The following is a 21,379-nucleotide window of genomic DNA, read 5'->3' on the forward strand; positions in this document are numbered from 1 at the left end:
CTTGGGTCGGAACTTTGCCTAGGACTTCCTTCAGTTCACACCTCACGGTGGATACCTTGTCTTCAGCTAGTGGTTGGTAACTACAGACCCCCACAGTGGACTTGCACCACCTAGTTAATTGCCATGCCTGGCACACTAAAAATACCGTAAAATTCCAGATTTTACGGTTACCTTATTTATTAATTTCATCTAACATCAATATATTTAGCTTATTTATTTCTTTTCTTTTTTCCATTAGTTGTTTTATTATTTCACCTCGATAATCTGATTCAATTGATTTAGCTTTTGATTCTATGGAGTTGCAGAACTCATATATCTTTCTAAACTGCACTATTGTTTGCTCAAACTCTTCATCGAAATTAACTATATCTTTATTCTCATAAATCATGTTTAATGACTCTAATTGATATTTTATTATTGTAGAAAATTGTATGAGAAGTTCTTCTGACCTTACCTTATAGATATATAATAATAATTCTGTGTAAATTCTATGAAGAGTAACATTATCAAAAATATCTAAATTTACACTTCTATAACCTAATTTCTTTTTTATCTTCAGATTAAATAACTTTCTTAAAAAATTATTAAAACCTTTAGTAATCCATACTCCATAAACTAAATAGCTATTCTCTATTTTTCTGAAATAACTATTTATTTCTTCTTTATTAACAGATAGTTTTATTTCTTTATCCATTCTAGTTAATATAGTTTTATCAATCACTCGAAAGATTTCTCCATAACTTGAAAATAATTTACCCTCTTTAGCACCTCTTATGTTCTTTACACACATCCATATATCTAACACTTACAAATCGACCCCCAAAGTATACATTAATTATTTATAATAATTTTTGATTTTTTTATATTGTTTGCCGATATTGTCAACATTATACTATGCAACATGCAATAGGTAATCACAATAAAATAAGTGCTAACGCGGGTAGCCGCATTAGCACTTATTTTACTTTTTTTTCAACTCATCACCATATAAGCCATTCTCATATTTATTAACTTATATTGCATGCACTTCGCATAAGTTCATCAATTTCTTTTTTGGCTTTGTCTGACAAATCTATAAACTCTATCTTATATTTTTCAGTTGGCTCTAATTTTTCAACTACTTTTCCCACAGCATCTATGTCTATTTTAAATAATATTGAATTAAGAATTATTTTTAAATCAACGATAGTATCTAATTCTAGTTGCATAGTTGTTTTTATTTCTATTTCCTCAGCAGACATTCTAATTATTTTAAATTTTTCCCCATTTTTAGTGCCTTTTAAAAACACCTTACCTCCACCTGCTACTTCACAACTTGGATATTTATTAATTGACATAAAAACCCTCTCCTTTTACATTATTATAGCTGACCACTCTTATAATTATTATATAACAAAAATATACTTTATAGAATATCCTGTTCTCTGAATAAGCTTGAAACAGCTTCATCATAATCATAAAGTCTTTCTGATTTCTTAATTTTTTTAGCATATTTTGCATTATTAGAAAACACCGTAATCATATAAAACCATAATTCTTTCATTTTAAACAAGACATTTCTATCTCCAGAGAGTATTTTTTTATAATCTTCATAAATATTATCATGAAAGTCTTTTAGTAATTTTTTTTCAATCTTAATATTATTTGTAATATCGCTGATCAGTGCTGGACTTCTTAATAATCCTCTACCTAGCATTAAAGTATCTACACTAGGGAACTCAGTCGAAAACCCCATGTAATCTTCTTTTGTAAAAATGTCACCATTATAGCAAACAGGATTTTTACTTAAAATCAAGGCATCCTTAAAAATTTTTAAATTAGGTTTATTTTTATAAAAATCTTTTTGAATCCTTGGATGAATAATAAGCTCTTCTATAGGGTATTTGTTAAATATTTCGATTAACTCATAAAATTCTTCAGGTTGGTCTTTTCCTATTCTAGTTTTTACTGAGATTTTTGTTATAGACTTAGAAAAGATTTCATCTAAAAACAGATCAAGTTCTTCTCTTTTTGAAAGAAATCCGGCGCCTTTATTTTTTGAAACTACAGTTCCAGAAGGACATCCCAAATTTAAATTGATCTCATTATATCCAAGCAGCTTTATTTTCTTTGAAGTATGAATAAAATCTTTTGCGTTATTGGTTAGTAATTGTGGAATCAAAACTAATCCTTGGTTGTTTTCAGGCAAAATATCATTTAATTCTCTAGTTTTAAAACTTTCGCTTTGATTTGCAACAATAAAAGGTGAAAAGTATTTATCTATATTATTGAAAAAAGCATTATGTGCATTTCTATAAATGTACCCAGTCAAACCTTCCATAGGTGCGAAATAAAAATTCATATAGCTAATACCTCCTTTAAGTTGGATTAGGAAATGTTTTCATAAAAAATAGCTAGTAAATACAATAATATTTACTAACTACCCATTTAATAAAAATATATAATTTCCTGTATTATTTTTTACCTTTTTTTGACCACATTTTTAAACCTATAAGCAATCCAGCCCCTATTGTAGATGCAATGCCTGTATATATTGCTACTTTACCTGGGATTGTTTTATTTTTAGGTGTTTTAACTGTCTTGTGATATTCATCCATCAAATTTTCATACTGTCTCTTGTTGATATTTCCTACACCTATACCCATAACTTCACAATTCAGGCCAGCAAAATAATTTATTTTTTCTGATATGTAGCAGTTAAATGTATGTATTTTCTGTGGTGTTGAACTTCCATCATTCCATAATTCAACCCCAAACAATTCTTCATATATAAATTGATGTTGAAAAACAACTAAAGAGTAATTACCCTGTTTTGAATGATATACATTTATATATCCATTTTTTGCAATTAGATTATCAATATTTCCTTTGTATAAAACTAAAATGTTTTTAGATGAATTTTCTTTCTTGATCTTATTAAATAATTCTTTGCCATCAAATGAATAAAATAATTCAACAGTAGTTATATTATTCTTCACTAAGGCTAGTTTGAGTATATCTATATATGAATCAATGTATTGTATATTTTCAGGAAGTTTATTTTTGTAATCATTTATTACATTTTGAGTTTTTTTATTAAATATGCCATTTATAAATCCCATTTTTATACACCTCTCTTTTTCATTTGTAAGTTTTGTTAGTCTTATTAGTTTAACATATGTTGCCCTCTTTATTTGCTTAACATAACATATATTTTTAAAATTTAGAGTAAGAAGTTGTGAAAAAGATTGACAGGATAACTGTTAATCATCTATATTTATACCAACCGTTAGGTTTTAGGGAGTGATATTATATGTTTCAATCGCATTTAGGAGAAATGGCTGCACTCGCAACCGCCTTATGTTGGACAATTACTGCTGTATCATTTGAAGCCGCAGGAAAAAAAGTCGGGTCGATATCTGTAAATTTAATAAGACTTATTTTTGCTTTTGTATTAATCTCAATATTTAATTTATTTTCTAGAGGAATGATTTTACCAATAGATGCTTCCAGTTCTACCTGGTTATGGTTAACATTTTCAGGAATAATTGGTTTTGTTATAGGGGATCTATTTTTGTTCCAGGCATATGTTGAGGTGGGCGCACGTATATCAATGTTAATTATGTCAACGGTACCTCCAATAACAGCAATTACTGGTTTTTTTTTAATGGGAGAGAAAATTACGACCTTAGGATTAGCTGGAATGATAATAACTATTGCAGGTATTGCTCTAGTAATTCTAACAAAAAATCCAAGTAATAAAAAGGTGAGGCTCTCTCATCCAATAAAGGGTTTAGCATATGCTTTTATAGGTGCATTAGGACAAGCTTTTGGACTTGTTTTTAGCAAATTTGGTATGGGATCATATGATCCGTTTGCTGCAACTCAAATTAGAATTATAGCCGCAATTATTGGGTTTTCAATTGTCATTTCTGTATTAAAAAAGTGGGGTGAGCTATTTGTGGCTTTTAAAGATAAGAAAGCAATGAAATACATTTCTATTGGTTCACTATTTGGTCCATTTATGGGTGTATCATTATCTTTATTAGCAGTTCAACATGCATCAACTGGTATAGTGTCAACCATTACTTCTATTACTCCAATACTATTAATACCTGTATCAATCATTGTATTTAAAGAAAAAATATATCCAAGAGAACTATTTGGAGCAATAATAACTTTGTTTGGTATTACGCTATTATTTATATAAAAAAATAAGGAGTGGAGCTACTAACTTGTAAGGCTTGTACAAATGAATAGTACGGCCTTATTTATTTTTATAATAAAAGATAGCCAATTGAGTTCGATCACGTAGACTGAGCTTTTCTAGTATAGCACTAATATAATTTCTTATAGTTCCTTCACTTAAATATAGTTTCTCAGAAATCTCTTTATTATTTAGGCCGTCTGCTACCTTAACTATTATTTCAAACTCTTTTTCATTTATATCAAAGTCTGAGAATTTCAATTTATTGTTTTCTGTGATTAGAGATGGAATTTTAGTTATTATTTCATCACCGAAGACTGTTTGCCCCGCTTGTACCGCTTTTAGGCAAGGAATGATACTTTCAAAGTTTTGTTTTAAAAGATAACCCTTTGAGCCTATATTTAAAGCTTTTATAATGTATTCGTCATCTAAAAAAGTAGTTAGAAATAGTATTTTAGCATCTTTATTGCTCTTTAGGATTATTTCTGCTCCCTTAAGACCTGTCATTGTATCCATTCGTATATCTATTAATAATATATCCGGCTTTAATGCCTCATATAGCTCTATTGCCATTTTCCCATTATACCCTAGAGCTACCACTTCTATCTCTGAATCTGATTCTAATATAACTTTCAAAGAGACACAGACTAATTTATCATCATCTACAATTAAAACTCTCATTTTATAATCTCCTTTGGAATAGATATAAATATCTTAAATCCATTATCAATGTTTATATTAACATTGCCATTAAAAGCGGCAACCCTATCTAGTATATTTCTAATACCAATACCATTTTCAATGTTATAATTTTCCACAATACCATTGTCCATTATAATAAGCTGATAAAAACCAGGGTGCTCATTAAGGGTGATACACACATCTGTAGCATTTGAGTGCTTAATTATGTTAGATATTGCTTCCTTAACTATGGATATGAACGAATATTTTATCTTTTTATCAGGATTTTCGCTAATGTCATAGATAAGCCTTATAGGGCAAAAGGAAAATTCTTTTGTAAGGCCATAAATTTGGTCATGCAAATCTATAGAATCATCATGAAGATTATGTACACTTGTCCTGACACTATCCATCCCTTGTGACAATGTATCCTTAATTGAGTCAAGGCTTTCTTTTACAATAGAATCCTTATTAATAACTATAAGAGCTCCAATTTGCAAAAGGCATCGTGATAAAATATGACCCACATTATCATGAATTTCTCTTGCAATCCTATTTCTTTCACTTAGTGTGGCAAGATTTATTTCATAATCCTTACTCTCTACTAAAGAAACATTTTGCTGTTCAAGCACTATGGAAAGCTCTGAGGTCTTATCTCTAAAATTCATATAATCCTCTTTAAGCTTAAAATTAGATCTAGTACGAATCTTTAAGAGTATTGTTAAAGCAATAAATGCAACAGTTATAAAAATAATTCTATAAGATAAATATCTTAGATTACTTATTATTGGTATAAGGGCAAAGAGATAAATGAAGCGATATTTATTGGATATCACATCATATAAAACTAGTGGAATAAATAATAAGAATTCACTAAAAAAGACACATAGTATGATATAAATAATAAAAAACAACATATGTAACTCATTGCTTTCAAGATAGCTACTTAGGCTACTTATGGTTAAGGCTAAAATTATTGTAAAAATCCATAAGCCATGAGCTACTTCTAATAAATATATACTTGTGCAACAGAGAAAAATAACTAGTTTATCTACAATTTCAAGCATTTCTTTTACCAATGGAAATTGAATTAATAATCCTATATTCCCATTGAACCCCCTTTATAATTATTTAATATTGGTCCTAGTGTCATATTATTATATGACATTTGTCACCATAAATAATGATTATATACACTTACAAATCATACCATAAAAACGTACTATATATCTATAGACAAAATCCATTTAAGTTAATATTGAGTGAAAGGTTGGGAGAATTTTATGATAGTAAAAGTTAATAATTTAGTAAAAAGGTACAATGAGCTTTTAGCATTAGATCATTTAAATTTAGAAGTTAGAGAGGGAGAAATTTTTGGACTTCTAGGCCCTAACGGTTCAGGAAAATCTACCGCAATAAACTGCATACTTTCACTGCTTAAGTATGATAAGGGTGAAATAAGTATTTTTGGTAAGCCTATGGGACCTGATGCTTATGATATAAAAAAGGATATTGGGGTTGTTATGCAAGAAGTAGCTATCTTTGATGAACTGACAGTATACGAAAATATAGATTATTTTTGTGGTCTCTATATAACTGATAAACTTAAGAGAAAAGCACTTGTAGAGGAAGCTATAGAGTTCGTAGCACTAAATGACTTTAAAAAGTTTTATCCGAAGAAATTAAGTGGAGGGCTTTTGAGGAGGCTCAATATAGCTTGTGGTATAGCTCATAAGCCTAAGCTTCTAATCCTTGATGAGCCAACTGTTGCAGTAGACCCTCAAAGTAGAAATAATATTCTATCCGGAATCAAAAAGTTAAATCAAAATGGAACAACAATTATATACACCACTCATTATATGGAGGAAGTTGAGCAGCTTTGTGATCGAATAGCCATACTAGACAAAGGTAAAACCGTAGCTCTTGGAACAAAAGAAGAATTAAAGGCTATGATTAAAATCGGGGAAAAAATCACCGTAGAGATATATAATTTAGCTCCCAATGTATTAGATGAGATGAGAGAATTATCCACGGTGGATAAAGCCGAATATAAAGAAAATACTTTAGTGATTAGGTCTACCAAGGGTAAAAATAATATAGTCAGAATTATAGAATTTTTAAATGACCATAAAATTGAGTTCGGAAAAATATACTCTGAATTACCCACTTTAAATGATGTTTTCTTAGAAATAACTGGCAAAGAGCTTAGAGATTAAGGGGGAATAGGTGTGTTTAATCATATATTTACTACAAGGATAAAATGTTTATTAAGAGATAAGCAACTGGTTTTTTGGTCTTTAATGTTTCCTATAGTTTTAGCCACCTTATTTAAAGTAGCTTTTTCAAATATCTATGCTAGTGAGGCATTTAAAACTATTGATATAGCGGTGGTCAGTAGTAATTACTATCAAGAAAATATGGGATTTAAAGAGGCAATAGATCAGGTATCTAATGAAGGCAAAGATAAACTTTTTAATGTGACCTTAACTTCCCAGAAAAATGCAGAGGATCTTCTTAAAAGCAGTAAAATAGAAGGATATATATATCTAAATCCAGACGTAAATCTAGTAGTTAAATCCGCAGGGTTAAATCAAACGGTGATTAAGACTTTCTTAGATGATTACAAAGAGAGTGCTAGTGCCATAGCCACCATTATAGCGACGAGTCCAAATGCAAATCATGCTGATTTAATAAAAGATGCCACAACTTTTAAAGAATATACTAAAGAAATTTCACCGTCAAACGGAGTACCAGACACAACCCTTAATTATTTTTATACACTTATTGCCATGGCATGTTTATATGGAGGCTTTTCAGGAGTAAAGGAAATTACTGATATCCAAGGAGATTTGTCAAAAAGAGCAGCTAGAATTAATATGGCTCCAGTTCATAAAATGAAGATGTTTATTTATAGCCTCTGCGCAGCATTTTTGATTCAATATGCTGAAATTCTCATTGTGCTTGGATATTTACATTTCGCCTTAAAGATTGATTTTGGTAATCAACTATCTTATATTCTACTTCTCTGTTTTGTAGGATGTTCCACAGGAATTTCCTTAGGGACTATGATAGGTGCATTTATTAAAAAAAGTGAAGGTCTAAAAATCGGAGTATTAATAGGTATTACTATGATAGGATCTTTTTTATCAGGGATGATGTATGCAAATATTAAATACCTTGTAGACAAAAGCATGCCACTATTATCATATATTAATCCAGCAGCACTTATTACCGATGGCTTTTACACCTTATATTATTATAATAACCACCAAAGATTTTTTATAAATATTTCTATTCTAACCCTCTTATCCATAGTATTTTGTTTAACAACCTACTTCATTATAAGGAGGCAAAAATATGCAAGTATTTAAAGTCTATTTTAAAATTATCAAAGCAAACTTAGGACAAATGAGTATATATTTAATAATTTTTTTAATAATGTCCTTAGCATTTTCAATGTCCCAGCCACCGAAAATCGAAGAAAGTTTTTCTCAAACAAAGACCAATGTAGCCTTCATAAATCTGGGAGAAAATACTGTTTTAACACAAGGATTTAAACAATATCTATCAAAAAGTGTAAATTTTATTGACGTTGAAAATAAACAAAATAAATTACAAGATGCACTATTTTTCAGAGACGTGGATTATATAGTAACCATACCTAAGAATTTTACAACAAATTTTTTACAGGGAAAACCCGTAGAGCTACAAAAAACGGTAGTTCCAAACTCTACAACTCGGATGTATGTTGATATGGCAATAAATAAATATTTTAATTTGGCAAAAATATATGTTAATAATATTCCAGGAATAACAGAGAAAAATTTGACAGTGCAAGTTGCTAAGACAGCATCCTCTGAATCGAATGTGTTATTGAAAACCTTTGGAGATAAAAAACAGAATAATGCCTTTGCTGTTACCTATTTTAATTATCTTGCTTATTCACTACTTGCAATACTAATACTTGGTGTCAGCTCAATTTTAATAGTATTCAATGCTAAAAACTTAAAACGGAGAAACTTATGCTCACCAATGAAAAATAAAAGCTTTAATTTACAATTGATTATGGGTAATCTAGTTTTCGCTTTTGTTTGTTACGTGGTTATGACAGGCTTTGGTTTCATAATAAATAGAGAAAATATGATGTCTTATAACGGCTTATTATTATGTATTAATGCTCTAGTGTTTACTATAGCAGCATTAAGTATAAGTTACCTTGTAGGCCTTTTAATAAAAAACAGAAATGCCCAATCTGCAATAGCTAATGTCCTTTCATTAGGATTTTCCTTTATAAGTGGAGTATTTGTACCTCAGGAACTTTTAAGCGATAAATCCATGGCTATAGCTAGTTTTACTCCTACTTATTGGTATGTAAAAGCCAACAATGTTATAGGTACGCTGTCAAATTTCAGTTTTGATAATCTTTTACCAATATTCACTTATATGTTAATAGAACTAGGTTTTGCCATAGCTATTTTTTCAGTAGCTTTAGTTGTAAGTAAACAAAAGAGAATAACTAATAGCTAGTAAATATAATATTTACTAGCTATTTCTTTAATAATTCACTTGTCCAACTTGGCATATTTTTGTATCTCTTTATTATGCCATCCATTCATCTTTCAATATGGCATATATACAATCATCAAGCCATATATCACCCATTCTATAGCTTTTTATGAAATGACCTTCTTTTCTCATGCCTAATTTCTCTAAAAGTCTAATTGATTTTGTATTATTGGGATCAACTGATGCAGTAATCCTATGCTTCTTAAGATCAAAAAATAAATAACTAATTACTGCTTTTAACGATTCTATAGCGTAACCTTGCCCTTGATAACTTGGCTCTAATGTATAACCTACCTCAGCCTGATCATTATCCTCTAAAAAATGAATTCCTATATCGCCTATTAGCATATCTCCATTCTTTATAACAATGGCTAATTGGAACCAAGTATTAGGGATGTTGGGATTGCTCGCAATACCGCTTATAAAATCATCAACTGAGTTTAAGCTTTTAGGTATAAATGACTGATATTCATAAACATCAGGTAATGAACGGTATCTAAAAAAATCATTCCTATCGTTTATTTCAAGTTTTCTTAATAATATTCTATCAGTTGTTATAGTTGTAAAATTGTTCATAGAATGCCTCCTTTTAGTTTAAGTAAATTCATAACTGATACCTTATAAATTAATACTCACAAATTAGGGCACAAAAATGTGCGTACTTGATATAATATTTCCGAGTAAGATATAATAATAAAATATCAGATAAAAGGTTATATGTATATGAAATAATAAAATAGGGGTGTGGGATTTTTGAAAAAATTATTTACTGAGTTTAATATTAAAAATGTAAAAATGAAGAATCGTATTTGTGTTCCTCCAATGGTTGTTGGATTTAGAGCTGATGGATATGTAGCAATTGAAAATATAGAACGTTATAAAATATTGGCTAAAGGTGGAGCAGGACTTATAATTCAAGAGGCTACATGTGTTAATAGTGATGGGAAATTATCAGAAAAGCAACTTGGAATATGGGAAGATGAACAAATTGAAGGACTAAAAAGTATAGTTAATGTAGTTCACGAAGAAGGCTGTCCAATATTTATTCAAATTCATCATGCAGGAGTCGTTGGAATATCAGAAGACCCATTATGTCCAAGTTCATATGAATATAAAAATTATGCTGGAAGTGTTATTGTTGGGCATGAAATGACTAGTGTAGATATAAAATCTATACAAAATGATTTTATCGAGGCTGCAAGAAGAGCATTCGCGGCAGGATATGATGGGGTTGAACTTCATGGATGCCACGCATATTTGATAAGCCAGTTTCTAAATAAAAAGGTAAATAAGAGAATCGATGAATATGGTAAAAATCCCGAAAAATTTATAATAGAAATAATCGATGGAATAAGAGAAGTAACCCCAAAAGAATTTATTGTTGGAATCCGTTTGGGAGGATTCGAACCAACAATAGAAGATGGAATACATTATTCTAAAATATTAGAAAAAAACGGAATAGATTTCCTTGATATTTCTTATGGATTTATTAGTGAACAGGAAATGCATGTAAATGGAGAGTATAAATACTCTAATGCTGTTTATGCAGCTGAAAAAATTAAAGAAGAAGTTTCAATTCCGGTATTTGCGGTTAATCGAATTAATTCGGCTGAGATTGCAGAAGAAATATTAAATGTAACAAATGTAGACATTGTAGATATTGCAAAAGGATTTCTTATAAACCCTAATTGGGCAAATGATGCCAAAGAAGGCAAAGATACTGGCAAGTGCTTAAATTGTGCAAAATGTATATGGTTTGGTCAAACTAATGTTTGTGCAGGAAAAGTTATATTTGAACGAAATAATAAACAAAAGTGATATAATAAATTAGAGCAGGTGAATGAGATGAGTTCTAACAGACATTTAAAGTTTTTATTCAATATAAGTAAAAATAAACCAAATAGCATTAAAGATAAGAAGACTCCATGTCCTTTTTGTAATAAAGAAGGATTAACAGGAATTATAGATGAAGAAGGACCATTCATTTTAGTGAAAAATAAATATCCTACATTAGAAAATACACTTCAAACGGTGCTAATAGAAACAAGTAGTTGCGATATTGATATTACAATGTACGATAACGAATATATGAGAAAGTTATTAAAATTTGGAGTTAATCATTGGTTGAATATGGAGAAAAGTGGTGATTTTAAATCTGTAATGTTTTATAAGAATCATGGTCCTTATTCAGATGGGACTATTAATCATTCACATATGCAGATTGTCGGACTAAAATCTATAAATTATAAAAAATTTTTAAAGAATGAGTTTTTTGAAGGAATAATAATTAATGAGTCGGATGGTTGTGTGCTTAATCTTTCAACCAAACCCAAGATGGATTTTACTGAATTTAATATTATAATAAATAATATTAATAATTTAGATAAAATGGCTGATAATATACAGAAGGTTGTGAGTTATATTTTAAATGATTTTTATGTAAAATGTAATAGCTTTAATCTTTTTTTCTATGATTGGAAAGATAGTATAATTTGCAAGGTTATACCTAGGTTTATTACATCACCATTATTTATAGGCTATTCTATTTCTCAAATTACAAGCCAAACGGATGAAATTGTAAGTAAAATTCAACAGTTGTATTTTAAGTCTATTGTGTAAAGGAAATTAAAATTTAACTTACAAATAATAGAATTTAATATGGCCTGCATTAACAAGTAAATAGGTAGCTAGTAAATATTATATTTACTAGCTACCTAAATCAAAAAAGCAATAAGTACCTCAAACAATTGAGGTGCCATATTTGTTATGTTATTTAATATTCTCTACGAACTGAATTTTTAATCCATTTGGATCCTGTACATAAAAAAACTTGGTATGTGGATTAGGTTGAAAAGGTCCACTATGAATAACTACGCCCTTTTCTTTAACAACAACCATCATTTCATCTACTGAGTTTACTTCAAATCCAAGGGAAATAGCATGTCCAAAGCTTAAATCTTTAGATGCTTCATTACAGATCAGCTCAATCTTTGTTTCCCCATCCCCTAAGAATGCAATTTCTACTCCAGGCCCTGCATTAAATCTTCTAATGACATTAAGTGCAACTATCTCCTTGTAAAACTTTAAAGATTCCTCTAAATTTTTAACCATTAATGTACTCCAGCAAAATTTCATGATTTGGTTCCTCCCTTTTGATTTCTTTTATTATTTCTACACATAACTCTTTATTCCTTCTAAATTTTAAATAATATCCAATCATGTAATATATCCCAATATGGCCATTCTTCACAGAAACTTCATATTTATTTGATACATTTATTATATAAGTTACAAATTCTAAACAAATGAAGGAGATATACTGATGAAGAATTCCCTGAGAAGTATTGCAATTGTAATAACTTTAATTATTACTTTAAATGGAACTGCCTTAGCGGCTCCAGCGAATAATAAACTAAAACAGCAGAAAGATTCACCAACTACAATTCAAGAAAAAAGAGACGAAATAGAAATGAAAATAGAAGAATTCGATAACGAAATTCAAAACAACATAGCAAAAACACAAGAGAATAAAATCAAGATATCTGGAACTGAAAAGGCAATACAAAAGGCTTCAGTGGAGGTTATTCAAGTTGAAAAGGAATCTAAAAAGGAACAAAAATTATTTAATAGTAGGATGAGAGTTATGTACATAAACGGATTTGATAGTTATGCAAGTATAATACTTGATTCAGAGAGCTTTGGAGATTTTGTATCAAGAGTAGATAACATAAAAACCGTTATACAATATGATAATAAAGTAGCGGCTAAATTTGAAACCACAAAAAAAGAATTAAATAAAAAACAGCAAAATTTAAATAAGACAAAAACTGTTTTACTGAACTTACGTGAACAAAACACTCAAAAGTTGGACAAGCTACTTGTCACTAAGGAGTCACAAGCTAAGTTGCTAAGGTCGCTAAATAGTAAAGGAAATTTTCTTGGAGGCCAAACGTCGGAGCAATCAGTAAATAAAGGCATGACAAAAATAAACGAAATAATTAAATCATCACCTAAAAATACACCTTCAAGAGGTTCAACTACTGTATCAGCTAATAATATTATAGCTTATGCTTCTAAATTTCTTGGTACACCATATTTATGGGGTGGTACAACCCCTTCTGGCTTTGATTGCTCAGGATTTACACAATACGTATATGCGCATTTTGGAATATCAATAGGAAGAGCCACCTTTAATCAGATAAATGATGGTGCACAAGTATCTAGAGCCAATCTTCAAGCTGGAGATTTAGTCTTCTTTGGAACCTTTGCAAATCCTCATCACGTCGGCATTTACATTGGGGATAATAATTATATACATGCTCCTCATACAGGAGATGTGATTAAAGTTTCAGCTATGTCAAGAACAGATTTTGTAACAGGTAGACGGGTAAAATAAAAAGTACCTATATGTTTGAATTATAATTTTAAAGGTTACTCAATTCACTTTATAAATATTAAGGCACATTAAAATAAATTACAAGTCAGTATTCTAGCATCTTTGACTTGTAATTTTTTTCAATGTGCTACTGGTTTTGGTAGAACTTCGATTATTTTATAATATTAGAATAATTAGCTGAATTATTTTTATCCACTACATTCTTTTTATTCAAAAATTTATTTAATATAATAGTAAAAAAAACAAATAATACAAGTGATGGAATACCATACAATGTCTTTGAATAAACGTTACTAAATACCTGGATTAAATCTGCTTTAAATATGTATTTAATTATAAACACATTAATTACCTCAGAGGTAAATTGTATAATAATAACAATAACACTCACCTGTATTGATTTTATAACACTTATTTTATTTATTCTTACATTTGTTATAATTATTAAACCTAAAATTAATAAAGTATTTATGCCTAAACTTATAGGTAGGTTTCTCACTACATATGTACCTATAACTAATATTATAGTTGACAATAAATATCTGTGAAATTGAATTTTGGTTTTAGATAAGATGCAACATGCCCACATCACAAGCAGCCCTTCAGGAATACCTCTGATTATTAATTCCATGATTGATATTTTAAGCATATTTTTTCTCCTTTACACATCAAATTTTCATTTATTAAACTAATCTATGTATATATCCGATAACTCAATACTAACTCGTTCAATCATGTCATTTTTAATTTCACTTGTGCAAGCAACTTCTTCAATCAGTTTTACTGGAAGAATAACAACAAATTCACTCCCATGATTGGGTTGACTTTTGAGAATTATCTTACCTTCCTGTAATTCCACAAAAGATTTAACAAGTGAAAGCCCAATTCCAGTTCCCTCATTATTTCTTTTCAAAGTCTTATCTACCTGCATAAATCGCCCAAAGATTAGTTGTTTTTTATCATCAGGTATTCCTACGCCTGTATCCCTAACAGATATTTCAAGTTTATCATCTTTATCTGTCATGTTTACATATATTTTACCTCCCCTATCTGTAAACTTTAAAGCGTTTGACAGTAAGTTAAGCATAATTCTCTCTATTTTATCACCATCATAAGCCATTAGCTTTTCTTCAACATCAGTGTCAAATATTATTTCTATGCCTTTATCTTCAGCTAAAGAAACTATAGACATTGTAATATTTTCAACTAGATAAACAATATCACCATTTGCCATATGAGCAGTAATAAAACCTGAATCTAACTTTGTAATATCTAATAAATTATTAATCAATCTGATAAGTCTATAGCAGTTCTGTTTCATTACATATAAACACTTTTTTCGTTTTTCAATAAGTTCTTCTTCGCAGCTTTGATTGTACATAGTTATTAACTGTAGCGAAGAAAATATTACATTTAAAGGAGTTTTCAATTCATGGGATATATTAGAAAAGAACTCTGTTACAAATTTATTATGTTCTTTAGTTTCTTCTAATAGTTTATTAGTTAATTTTGCATCTTCTTTTAACTTTAGCACTTGTAATTCCATTTCTAATACTTTTCTTTGATTATTTTCAGAAGTTACGTATTCTCCTAATATCCACGCGATACCAATAAACGTTACTGATAAGAGCAAATCATTTTCCAAATAGGTGTTTACTATTAAATGATAAGCAAAAATTAAATCTGTGGATAATATTATTGCCGATGATATATAAGCAATTACTAAACCCTGCTTCTTACCTCTTGCTATAGTAGTTGTGATCACACTAAATAAAAACAGATATTTATATTGACTCTGGTAAGTACCGGAAAAGAAAATTAATAAGGAAAGAATAACAATGAATAACACATCTTCGATAATCAAAATATTTTTTAGCTTTTTAAAGAATCGTACCTTTAAATAAATAAATGACCATATTAAATATATTAGTAATAATAATAATAATATAACTATTAACACACTATTACTTTGCATCAAATAAGCATAATTTATTCCATTATTTCGAGTATTAAAAATAATTATTAATATGAACATTAAAATAGAGAATTTAATAATTGCAATAACTGCGAGTATTTTTTTATACTTATCATTGTTCCTCAATATTTCACCTCTATCTATCTATAGGATAACTTAAATAACTTTGCTAAAATCAACGTTTTCTTATTAATTCTATAGAATCCTTTATCGACTAAACTCATAATTATTACAAATTTTAAATTTTAAAGAATATTCTTGTACATAAGCCTTATTATAGCATTATTTTCAAAATATAAACATAAAATTTCAAAAAAGTCGATGCTTACTTTTCTGGTATCACTATTTTTTTATATTATGTCAAAACTGACAAACCCACCACCAAGTATCGTGCTGTAAAACCATTTTGCCAAATTTATTTTTTTAATTACACCCCCATCTAAGATGTCTATGAAGGCTGTGCTTCCATCCTCTGAGTATGTAAGTGAGATTATTGTCACCCAGTGCCAAGAATCCAATTGTTTTTCATCACCATTGTCTAGATTAAGAAAGGCAATAGGAGTATCATTTTGAAGTGATTTGTCAATAAACGATAGTAAATCATGAAACTCAGGGCGTAATTCCTGATTCTCTTTTATGTTGACAATGCTAAGTTTAATATTTAGTGTTTTTGCTTTAGTATATTTTATAATATAGTCATAGAGTAGCTCAGTTGTTGGGATTCCGTGCATTGTTGGAGTTACATATTGCCAGACGTCTTCCATCATTGATAGGGCTTCGCGCTTAGTCATGGGAGGCAGCGCCTGATTAGAACTGCAATGCATGCAATTAAGATAATGCACAATATTTGTTACAACTGTTGGTCCGCATCCAGAACTGCGTTGCCATTCGGTTTTATACCATTCCTGGTCACAACCATAATGAGGATTTAGAGCATCTTCATCTATTATTTTAAATATCTCTCTATATTTTATTGACCTTGTGACCATAATTGTCCTCCTTTGGTGAAAATTTTCAGTTTAACTCACAAATAAACATGAAGACTTATAATTTTAAGCCTCATGTTTATTTTTATATAATTTATTACTATTATTCACTAGTTCATAACTATTGTTCACTAGGTCATAACTATTGTTCACTAGTTTATTACTATTGTTCACTAATTCATAACTTATTGTTCAATAGTTAATAACTATTGCTGTTTAAATTCTGACCAAATCAAATCATAATCTTTAGCTGCACTACCAGCATCTTGTAAATGTTTAGCTTTATTGAATTCTTCGCTAGGTATATAGACAGCTTTATTATTAAGAAGTGTTTTTGGCATAAATTGTTTAGCTGCTGTATTAACATTAATATATTCTATACTAGTTGTAATATCGCTACTAGCTTTACCACCAAGTATAAAGTTTATAAAACTTTCGGCATTTTTTTGATGTGGTGCTTTTACAGGTATTATTAAGTTATCCTCTTCAAACTGCATCCCTTCTTTTGGATAAACAATTTTAAACTTTGGATTGGCTTTAAGTGCTGCGGATGACTGTGAACCCCACATAACTCCAATTGTTGTATCTCCATTAATGAGGCTTGTCATTGGTGTATCTGCATCGAAGACTTTAACATTAGCTCTAAGTTTTTTAAGTTCTGCTTTTGCCTGGGCTAGTTTTGCTGGATCTGTCTCATTGATACTATAACCAAGCTTTGTTAATGCCATACCTATAACAGACCTTGAATCATTTAATAATACTTCAGAACCTTTCAAAGATGGATCCCATAAATCACTTATTCCTTTAATATCTATTCTAACTTTATCTGGATTGTAGACTATCATTTGGCTTCCAAGTGAATATGGAACAGCAAACTTATTGGTCTTATCATAATATTGACCTAAATAAGCCTTATCTATATTTTTATAATTAGGAATTGCAGAACTATTAATAGGTTGTAATAATAAATTTTTCTGTTTTGCCATAATTTGCACCATATAATCTGCACAAATTATTACATCATATTGTCCACCTTTAGATGCTTGTAACTTTGCAAGCATCTCTTCATTCGTAGAAAAATTGCTGAAATTCACCTTTATTCCTGTGCTTTTTTCATAATCTTTAATTACGTTATCCGGAACATAATTAGCCCAAGTAAAAATATTGACTACTTTTTCATTATTAGTTTTTGTTGTACTTGTTTTTGTTGTACTTGTTTTTCCACAACCTACAAGTGTAAGTCCCATAACGGAAGCTGCTAGTAAAATGCTTACAGCTTTAAATCTCTTTTTTAACATTAAAATTCCCCCTGATTTCTTTAATAGGTATAAAACTTCATCCGATATATATTCTATTTATCCCTTTTTAGTTTTATACCTTGTGATAATATTAAAACAACAAAAGTTGTTAATAGCATTATCGAACACAATGCATTTATTTCGGGTGATTGCCCAAATCGTAACATTGCGAATATCTTAATTGGAAGCGTAGTACTTTCTGGTCCACTTAACAGGATATTTATAATTACATCATCCAGAGATAGTGCGAATGCAAGCATGGCACCTGAAACAACTGCTGGAAAAATAATTGGAAGTGTAATTGTTCTAAACACCGTAAGTTTTGTTGCCCCTAAATCCATCGCCGCCTCTTCAATTGACATGTCAAAACCCGAAAGTCTTGATTTAACATTTATAAGTACAAATGGTATACAAAAGGTTGTATGTGCTAGTACTAATGTAAGTATACCGAAATCCATCTGAAGTATTGAGAAAAATACTAGTAATGATATTCCCATAATTATTTCTGGAATTACAATGGGGATATAAATTAATAAACTTATTACTGATTTTCCTTTAAATTCATACCTCTTTAGACCAAGAGCTCCAAGCGTTCCAATTATTGCTGATATGGCAGTGCTCATTGTTGCAATGGTTAAACTATTTGTAAGTGCAGTAATTACATTATCATCATTAAATAACTTAGTGTACCAATCAAGAGTAAATCCACTAAAAACTACATTTGAATTACCTGCATTAAAAGAGTACATAATAATAATTGCTATTGGAACATATAAAAACGCAAATATAAATAATATATATGTTCGCTCAAGTCCTATAGATAATTTTGAATTCATTAGAACACCTCCGCGTCTAACTTTTTACCAATAATCTTTACGTAAACTAAGATTAAAATTAAAGACAAAGAAATCATTACTATTGATAAAGCTGCCCCAAAAGGCCAATCATTTGCTTCCAAAAATTGATTTCTAATTAGATTTCCAATAAGCATTACATTGCTTCCGCCCATTAAATCTGGTATAAAAAATAGTCCTACAGATGGTATGAATACCAAAATACAACCAGCTACTATTCCTGGCATGGTTAGCGGAATCGTAACGGTTCTAAAAGTCTCCCATTTACTTGCTCCAAGATCTTTAGCTGCTTCAATATAAGCTTTGTCCAATTTATCTATAGAATTATATAGTGGAAGTACCATAAATGGAAACATTGTGTATATCATTCCAATCATTACTGCTCCATAAGAATATAACAGTTTCAGAGGTTCTTTTACTATTCCAATTTTAAGAAATATATGATTTAACATTCCTTCAGTACTAAGGATTACAATCCAACCATAAGTACGTATTAATGAATTAGTTAGAAATGGTGCCATTATTAGCATCATAATTATAATTTTATATTTCTTTATTCTAGTTGCAAAGTACGCAAAAGGGTATCCAAAAACTAAGGTAAATAAAGTTGTAATAAAAGCTACTATTATTGAGTCCCAAAACACCTTAACGTATAATGAGTTAGCCATTCTTGTATAATTTGAAATTGTGGGTATATAAACTATACTACCATCATCACCTCTTTGCATAAAGCTAATAAACACAATATATAAAAGAGGTATTGCAACAAAAAAAAGTATCCAAAAGGATATAGGTACTATAGTTAAACTCTTTAAAATATTATCATTTTTCTTTCTCATTTTATTCACCTTCTTCAACTATAACTACATCTTCAGGTTCAAAATACACCCAGACCTCACTACCTATACCTATTAAATCTTTTTTCTTATCATAATCATAAACTATAATTTCGTGACCGCCTTCAAGTTCTGCTGTAGTTTTAATAATAGATCCAATATAACTATGTTCTTTTATTGTTGATTTAAGTCCATATGGAGGTTTGAATCCATTTTGAGGTTTTACCTTAGTGTATTTAATATTTTCTGGTCTTATTAAAATGTAGCTTTCCTTATTTTTTATATTATCATAATTTTTATAAATTACATTCATCTCATATCCACCAAATTCTACAGATATGTTTTCCTCATCATTTTTTTTTATCTTAACTTTAATTAAATTAGATTCTCCAATAAAGCTTGCTACAAATTTTGTCTTCGGTCTTTCATATATATCTTCTGGGCTTCCTATCTGCTCTATAATTCCTTCATTCATCACTGCTATTCTATCTGACATATTAAGTGCTTCCTCTTGATCATGGGTAACATATACAAAAGTAATCTGTAATTTTTTTTGAAGTTTTTTAAGTTCAACTTGCATTTGCTTTCTAAGTTTTAAATCAAGTGCACCTAAAGGTTCGTCTAAAAGTAATATTTTAGGATCATTTATTAATGCCCTACCTATTGCAACCCTTTGCTTTTGACCACCACTTAATTGATCTGTTTTTCTTTTTTCATATCCCTCTAGCTGCATTAAACTAAGCATTTCCAGAACTCTTTTTTTTATTTCTACCTTATTAACCTTTTTAATTTTTAGTCCATATGCTATATTATCAAATACATTCATATGTGGAAATAGTGCGTAATTTTGAAATACTGTATTTACATTTCTCTCGTTAGGTTGCTTATTTTCAACATGTTTTCCCTCAAGTAGAACACTTCCACTTGTTGGAGTTTCAAAACCTGCAATTATTCGAAGGGTTGTTGTTTTCCCACAACCACTTGGTCCTAGTAGTGTTAAAAACTCACCTTTATTTATCGAGAGCGATATATTCTTAATTACTTCTTGATTTTCAAACTTTTTTATTATATTGTCCATTTCTAATATAATTTCTGACAATTTTTAAAGTCTCCTCCCGTATCGCTTTTACTTAAATACATAGTTTTAAAAATTATTTATGAATATTATACCACAATATTCATAAATTTGATATTATACCCTGGTTATATTATATTATATGATAAGGGTTATTAATATGTTACCTAGTAATCATACTTGTTTATAATAGTATAACTATATTGGGATGTTTTGTAAACTATTATAATAATTTTATAGGTTGTACCACAAAAATAGGTCACTTTATCCTAAAAAGGAGTAAAGTGACCTATAAATTACTACCATTATTTTTAAATAAAACATAGATGTAATATAATCTTTTATCTGTTGAACAATCTCCTCATGGAACTTTCCTACCTATCTTACTTTGATATTTTTAATTTTATTTTCAAGTTGTCTTTGCTCATCGACCTTCTTAAGATTTTCTATTTTAATTTCCATGAGTTTATCTTTCATTTGTTCATTTGTCATATTTTTTACATCTACATTCATACATTTACACCAT

23 protein-coding genes are annotated in these 21,379 nt (G+C 29.4%); 7 read left to right on the forward strand and 16 right to left on the reverse strand.

Features of this window, described 5'->3' with window-relative positions; genetic code table 11:
- Nucleotides 1-172: 172 nt before the first annotated feature.
- From VIM70_RS04595 to VIM70_RS04610, 4 genes are all read right to left on the reverse strand, one after another.
- Nucleotides 173-805 (reverse strand): hypothetical protein, encoded by a 633-nt coding sequence (locus VIM70_RS04595; protein WP_331944553.1) that lies wholly within the window; start codon nucleotides 803-805, stop codon nucleotides 173-175.
- A gap of 202 nt (nucleotides 806-1,007) precedes the next feature.
- The gene (locus VIM70_RS04600; protein WP_331944554.1) at nucleotides 1,008-1,337 is read right to left on the reverse strand and encodes a hypothetical protein; all 330 of its coding nucleotides are present in this window, start codon (nucleotides 1,335-1,337) and stop codon (nucleotides 1,008-1,010) included.
- Between the two features lie 68 nt (nucleotides 1,338-1,405).
- Nucleotides 1,406-2,341, reverse strand: a complete 936-nt coding sequence (locus VIM70_RS04605) for a tRNA-dihydrouridine synthase family protein (RefSeq protein ID WP_331944555.1) — start codon at nucleotides 2,339-2,341, stop codon at nucleotides 1,406-1,408.
- Nucleotides 2,342-2,453: 112 nt separating this feature from the next.
- Complete coding sequence (locus VIM70_RS04610; protein ID WP_331944556.1) at nucleotides 2,454-3,101, reverse strand: hypothetical protein; 648 nt, start codon at nucleotides 3,099-3,101, stop codon at nucleotides 2,454-2,456.
- 191 nt (nucleotides 3,102-3,292) lie between these two features.
- Between VIM70_RS04610 and VIM70_RS04615 the strand changes: the two genes are divergently transcribed.
- Nucleotides 3,293-4,189 (forward strand): DMT family transporter, encoded by an 897-nt coding sequence (locus VIM70_RS04615; protein ID WP_331944557.1) that lies wholly within the window; start codon nucleotides 3,293-3,295, stop codon nucleotides 4,187-4,189.
- Nucleotides 4,190-4,246: 57 nt separating this feature from the next.
- On the opposite strand, the gene VIM70_RS04620 is transcribed toward VIM70_RS04615, so the two are convergent.
- Both VIM70_RS04620 and VIM70_RS04625 read right to left on the reverse strand, forming a co-directional pair.
- Nucleotides 4,247-4,867, reverse strand: coding sequence for a response regulator transcription factor (locus VIM70_RS04620; RefSeq protein ID WP_331944558.1), 621 nt, complete (start codon nucleotides 4,865-4,867; stop codon nucleotides 4,247-4,249).
- On the reverse strand, nucleotides 4,864-5,535 hold the full coding sequence (locus VIM70_RS04625) for a sensor histidine kinase (protein ID WP_331944559.1): 672 nt from the start codon (nucleotides 5,533-5,535) through the stop codon (nucleotides 4,864-4,866). Before VIM70_RS04625 ends, VIM70_RS04620 begins: the two co-directional genes overlap by 4 nt.
- A 615-nt stretch (nucleotides 5,536-6,150) precedes the next feature.
- On the opposite strand from VIM70_RS04625, the gene VIM70_RS04630 reads away from it, so the two are divergent.
- The 3 genes from VIM70_RS04630 to VIM70_RS04640 are packed head-to-tail and all read left to right on the forward strand — an operon-like array spanning nucleotide 6,151 to nucleotide 9,394.
- The gene (locus tag VIM70_RS04630; protein WP_331944560.1) at nucleotides 6,151-7,083 is read left to right on the forward strand and encodes an ABC transporter ATP-binding protein; all 933 of its coding nucleotides are present in this window, start codon (nucleotides 6,151-6,153) and stop codon (nucleotides 7,081-7,083) included.
- A gap of 12 nt (nucleotides 7,084-7,095) precedes the next feature.
- The gene (locus tag VIM70_RS04635; RefSeq protein ID WP_331944561.1) at nucleotides 7,096-8,238 is read left to right on the forward strand and encodes an ABC transporter permease; all 1,143 of its coding nucleotides are present in this window, start codon (nucleotides 7,096-7,098) and stop codon (nucleotides 8,236-8,238) included.
- Nucleotides 8,225-9,394: an ABC transporter permease gene (locus VIM70_RS04640; protein ID WP_331944562.1), complete on the forward strand. Its 1,170-nt coding sequence runs from the start codon at nucleotides 8,225-8,227 to the stop codon at nucleotides 9,392-9,394. Before VIM70_RS04635 ends, VIM70_RS04640 begins: the two co-directional genes overlap by 14 nt.
- A gap of 72 nt (nucleotides 9,395-9,466) precedes the next feature.
- Here the strand turns inward: VIM70_RS04640 and VIM70_RS04645 are convergent, their stop codons facing one another.
- Nucleotides 9,467-10,009, reverse strand: coding sequence for a GNAT family protein (locus tag VIM70_RS04645; protein WP_331944563.1), 543 nt, complete (start codon nucleotides 10,007-10,009; stop codon nucleotides 9,467-9,469).
- A gap of 177 nt (nucleotides 10,010-10,186) precedes the next feature.
- Here VIM70_RS04645 and VIM70_RS04650 point away from each other — a divergent pair, with 177 nt between their 5' ends.
- Nucleotides 10,187-11,251, forward strand: coding sequence for an NADH:flavin oxidoreductase (locus VIM70_RS04650; protein WP_331944564.1), 1,065 nt, complete (start codon nucleotides 10,187-10,189; stop codon nucleotides 11,249-11,251).
- Between the two features lie 27 nt (nucleotides 11,252-11,278).
- On the forward strand, nucleotides 11,279-12,052 hold the full coding sequence (locus tag VIM70_RS04655; protein WP_331944565.1) for a DUF4931 domain-containing protein: 774 nt from the start codon (nucleotides 11,279-11,281) through the stop codon (nucleotides 12,050-12,052).
- Between the two features lie 150 nt (nucleotides 12,053-12,202).
- Here the strand turns inward: VIM70_RS04655 and VIM70_RS04660 are convergent, their stop codons facing one another.
- Complete coding sequence (locus VIM70_RS04660; protein ID WP_331944566.1) at nucleotides 12,203-12,568, reverse strand: VOC family protein; 366 nt, start codon at nucleotides 12,566-12,568, stop codon at nucleotides 12,203-12,205.
- Nucleotides 12,569-12,755: 187 nt separating this feature from the next.
- Between VIM70_RS04660 and VIM70_RS04665 the strand changes: the two genes are divergently transcribed.
- Nucleotides 12,756-13,829 carry an NlpC/P60 family protein gene (locus tag VIM70_RS04665; RefSeq protein WP_331944567.1) on the forward strand — a complete coding sequence of 358 codons (1,074 nt, stop codon included), beginning with the start codon at nucleotides 12,756-12,758 and terminating at the stop codon, nucleotides 13,827-13,829.
- Nucleotides 13,830-13,980: 151 nt separating this feature from the next.
- Here the strand turns inward: VIM70_RS04665 and VIM70_RS04670 are convergent, their stop codons facing one another.
- From VIM70_RS04670 to VIM70_RS04705, 8 genes are all read right to left on the reverse strand, one after another.
- Nucleotides 13,981-14,478, reverse strand: a complete 498-nt coding sequence (locus VIM70_RS04670; protein WP_331944568.1) for a hypothetical protein — start codon at nucleotides 14,476-14,478, stop codon at nucleotides 13,981-13,983.
- Nucleotides 14,479-14,517: 39 nt separating this feature from the next.
- Entirely contained in the window at nucleotides 14,518-15,930 is a 1,413-nt protein-coding gene (locus VIM70_RS04675; RefSeq protein ID WP_331944569.1) for a HAMP domain-containing sensor histidine kinase, read from the reverse strand.
- A gap of 224 nt (nucleotides 15,931-16,154) precedes the next feature.
- Nucleotides 16,155-16,793, reverse strand: a complete 639-nt coding sequence (locus VIM70_RS04680) for a hypothetical protein (protein ID WP_331944570.1) — start codon at nucleotides 16,791-16,793, stop codon at nucleotides 16,155-16,157.
- A 203-nt stretch (nucleotides 16,794-16,996) separates the two neighbouring features.
- Nucleotides 16,997-18,088: a spermidine/putrescine ABC transporter substrate-binding protein gene (locus VIM70_RS04685; RefSeq protein ID WP_331944571.1), complete on the reverse strand. Its 1,092-nt coding sequence runs from the start codon at nucleotides 18,086-18,088 to the stop codon at nucleotides 16,997-16,999.
- A gap of 53 nt (nucleotides 18,089-18,141) precedes the next feature.
- Nucleotides 18,142-18,924 (reverse strand): ABC transporter permease, encoded by a 783-nt coding sequence (locus VIM70_RS04690; protein ID WP_331944572.1) that lies wholly within the window; start codon nucleotides 18,922-18,924, stop codon nucleotides 18,142-18,144.
- Complete coding sequence (locus VIM70_RS04695) at nucleotides 18,924-19,781, reverse strand: ABC transporter permease (protein ID WP_331944573.1); 858 nt, start codon at nucleotides 19,779-19,781, stop codon at nucleotides 18,924-18,926. Before VIM70_RS04695 ends, VIM70_RS04690 begins: the two co-directional genes overlap by 1 nt.
- 1 nt (nucleotide 19,782) lies before the next feature.
- Nucleotides 19,783-20,877: an ABC transporter ATP-binding protein gene (locus VIM70_RS04700; protein ID WP_331944574.1), complete on the reverse strand. Its 1,095-nt coding sequence runs from the start codon at nucleotides 20,875-20,877 to the stop codon at nucleotides 19,783-19,785.
- Between the two features lie 354 nt (nucleotides 20,878-21,231).
- Nucleotides 21,232-21,366 carry a hypothetical protein gene (locus VIM70_RS04705; protein ID WP_331944575.1) on the reverse strand — a complete coding sequence of 45 codons (135 nt, stop codon included), beginning with the start codon at nucleotides 21,364-21,366 and terminating at the stop codon, nucleotides 21,232-21,234.
- Nucleotides 21,367-21,379 lie beyond the last annotated feature (13 nt).

It is taken from the genome of Clostridium sp. (genome assembly GCF_036569345.1).
Classification (GTDB): domain Bacteria; phylum Bacillota; class Clostridia; order Clostridiales; family Clostridiaceae; genus Clostridium_AD.

What these genes read in the sequence shown, in the direction of transcription:
- VIM70_RS04600 (WP_331944554.1), bottom strand. Translation starts at nt 1,337, where the DNA reads ATGTCAATTAATAAATATCCAAGTTGTGAAGTAGCAGGTGGAGGTAAG.
- VIM70_RS04610 (WP_331944556.1), bottom strand. Translation starts at nt 3,101, where the DNA reads ATGGGATTTATAAATGGCATATTTAATAAAAAAACTCAAAATGTAATA.
- VIM70_RS04620 (WP_331944558.1), bottom strand. Translation starts at nt 4,867, where the DNA reads ATGAGAGTTTTAATTGTAGATGATGATAAATTAGTCTGTGTCTCTTTG.
- VIM70_RS04665 (WP_331944567.1), top strand. Translation starts at nt 12,756, where the DNA reads ATGAAGAATTCCCTGAGAAGTATTGCAATTGTAATAACTTTAATTATT.
- VIM70_RS04660 (WP_331944566.1), bottom strand. Translation starts at nt 12,568, where the DNA reads ATGAAATTTTGCTGGAGTACATTAATGGTTAAAAATTTAGAGGAATCT.
- VIM70_RS04690 (WP_331944572.1), bottom strand. Translation starts at nt 18,924, where the DNA reads ATGAATTCAAAATTATCTATAGGACTTGAGCGAACATATATATTATTT.
- VIM70_RS04655 (WP_331944565.1), top strand. Translation starts at nt 11,279, where the DNA reads ATGAGTTCTAACAGACATTTAAAGTTTTTATTCAATATAAGTAAAAAT.
- VIM70_RS04670 (WP_331944568.1), bottom strand. Translation starts at nt 14,478, where the DNA reads ATGCTTAAAATATCAATCATGGAATTAATAATCAGAGGTATTCCTGAA.
- VIM70_RS04705 (WP_331944575.1), bottom strand. Translation starts at nt 21,366, where the DNA reads ATGAATGTAGATGTAAAAAATATGACAAATGAACAAATGAAAGATAAA.
- VIM70_RS04695 (WP_331944573.1), bottom strand. Translation starts at nt 19,781, where the DNA reads ATGAGAAAGAAAAATGATAATATTTTAAAGAGTTTAACTATAGTACCT.
- VIM70_RS04605 (WP_331944555.1), bottom strand. Translation starts at nt 2,341, where the DNA reads ATGAATTTTTATTTCGCACCTATGGAAGGTTTGACTGGGTACATTTAT.
- VIM70_RS04645 (WP_331944563.1), bottom strand. Translation starts at nt 10,009, where the DNA reads ATGAACAATTTTACAACTATAACAACTGATAGAATATTATTAAGAAAA.
- VIM70_RS04685 (WP_331944571.1), bottom strand. Translation starts at nt 18,088, where the DNA reads ATGTTAAAAAAGAGATTTAAAGCTGTAAGCATTTTACTAGCAGCTTCC.
- VIM70_RS04625 (WP_331944559.1), bottom strand. Translation starts at nt 5,535, where the DNA reads ATGAATTTTAGAGATAAGACCTCAGAGCTTTCCATAGTGCTTGAACAG.
- VIM70_RS04630 (WP_331944560.1), top strand. Translation starts at nt 6,151, where the DNA reads ATGATAGTAAAAGTTAATAATTTAGTAAAAAGGTACAATGAGCTTTTA.
- VIM70_RS04680 (WP_331944570.1), bottom strand. Translation starts at nt 16,793, where the DNA reads ATGGTCACAAGGTCAATAAAATATAGAGAGATATTTAAAATAATAGAT.
- VIM70_RS04640 (WP_331944562.1), top strand. Translation starts at nt 8,225, where the DNA reads ATGCAAGTATTTAAAGTCTATTTTAAAATTATCAAAGCAAACTTAGGA.
- VIM70_RS04615 (WP_331944557.1), top strand. Translation starts at nt 3,293, where the DNA reads ATGTTTCAATCGCATTTAGGAGAAATGGCTGCACTCGCAACCGCCTTA.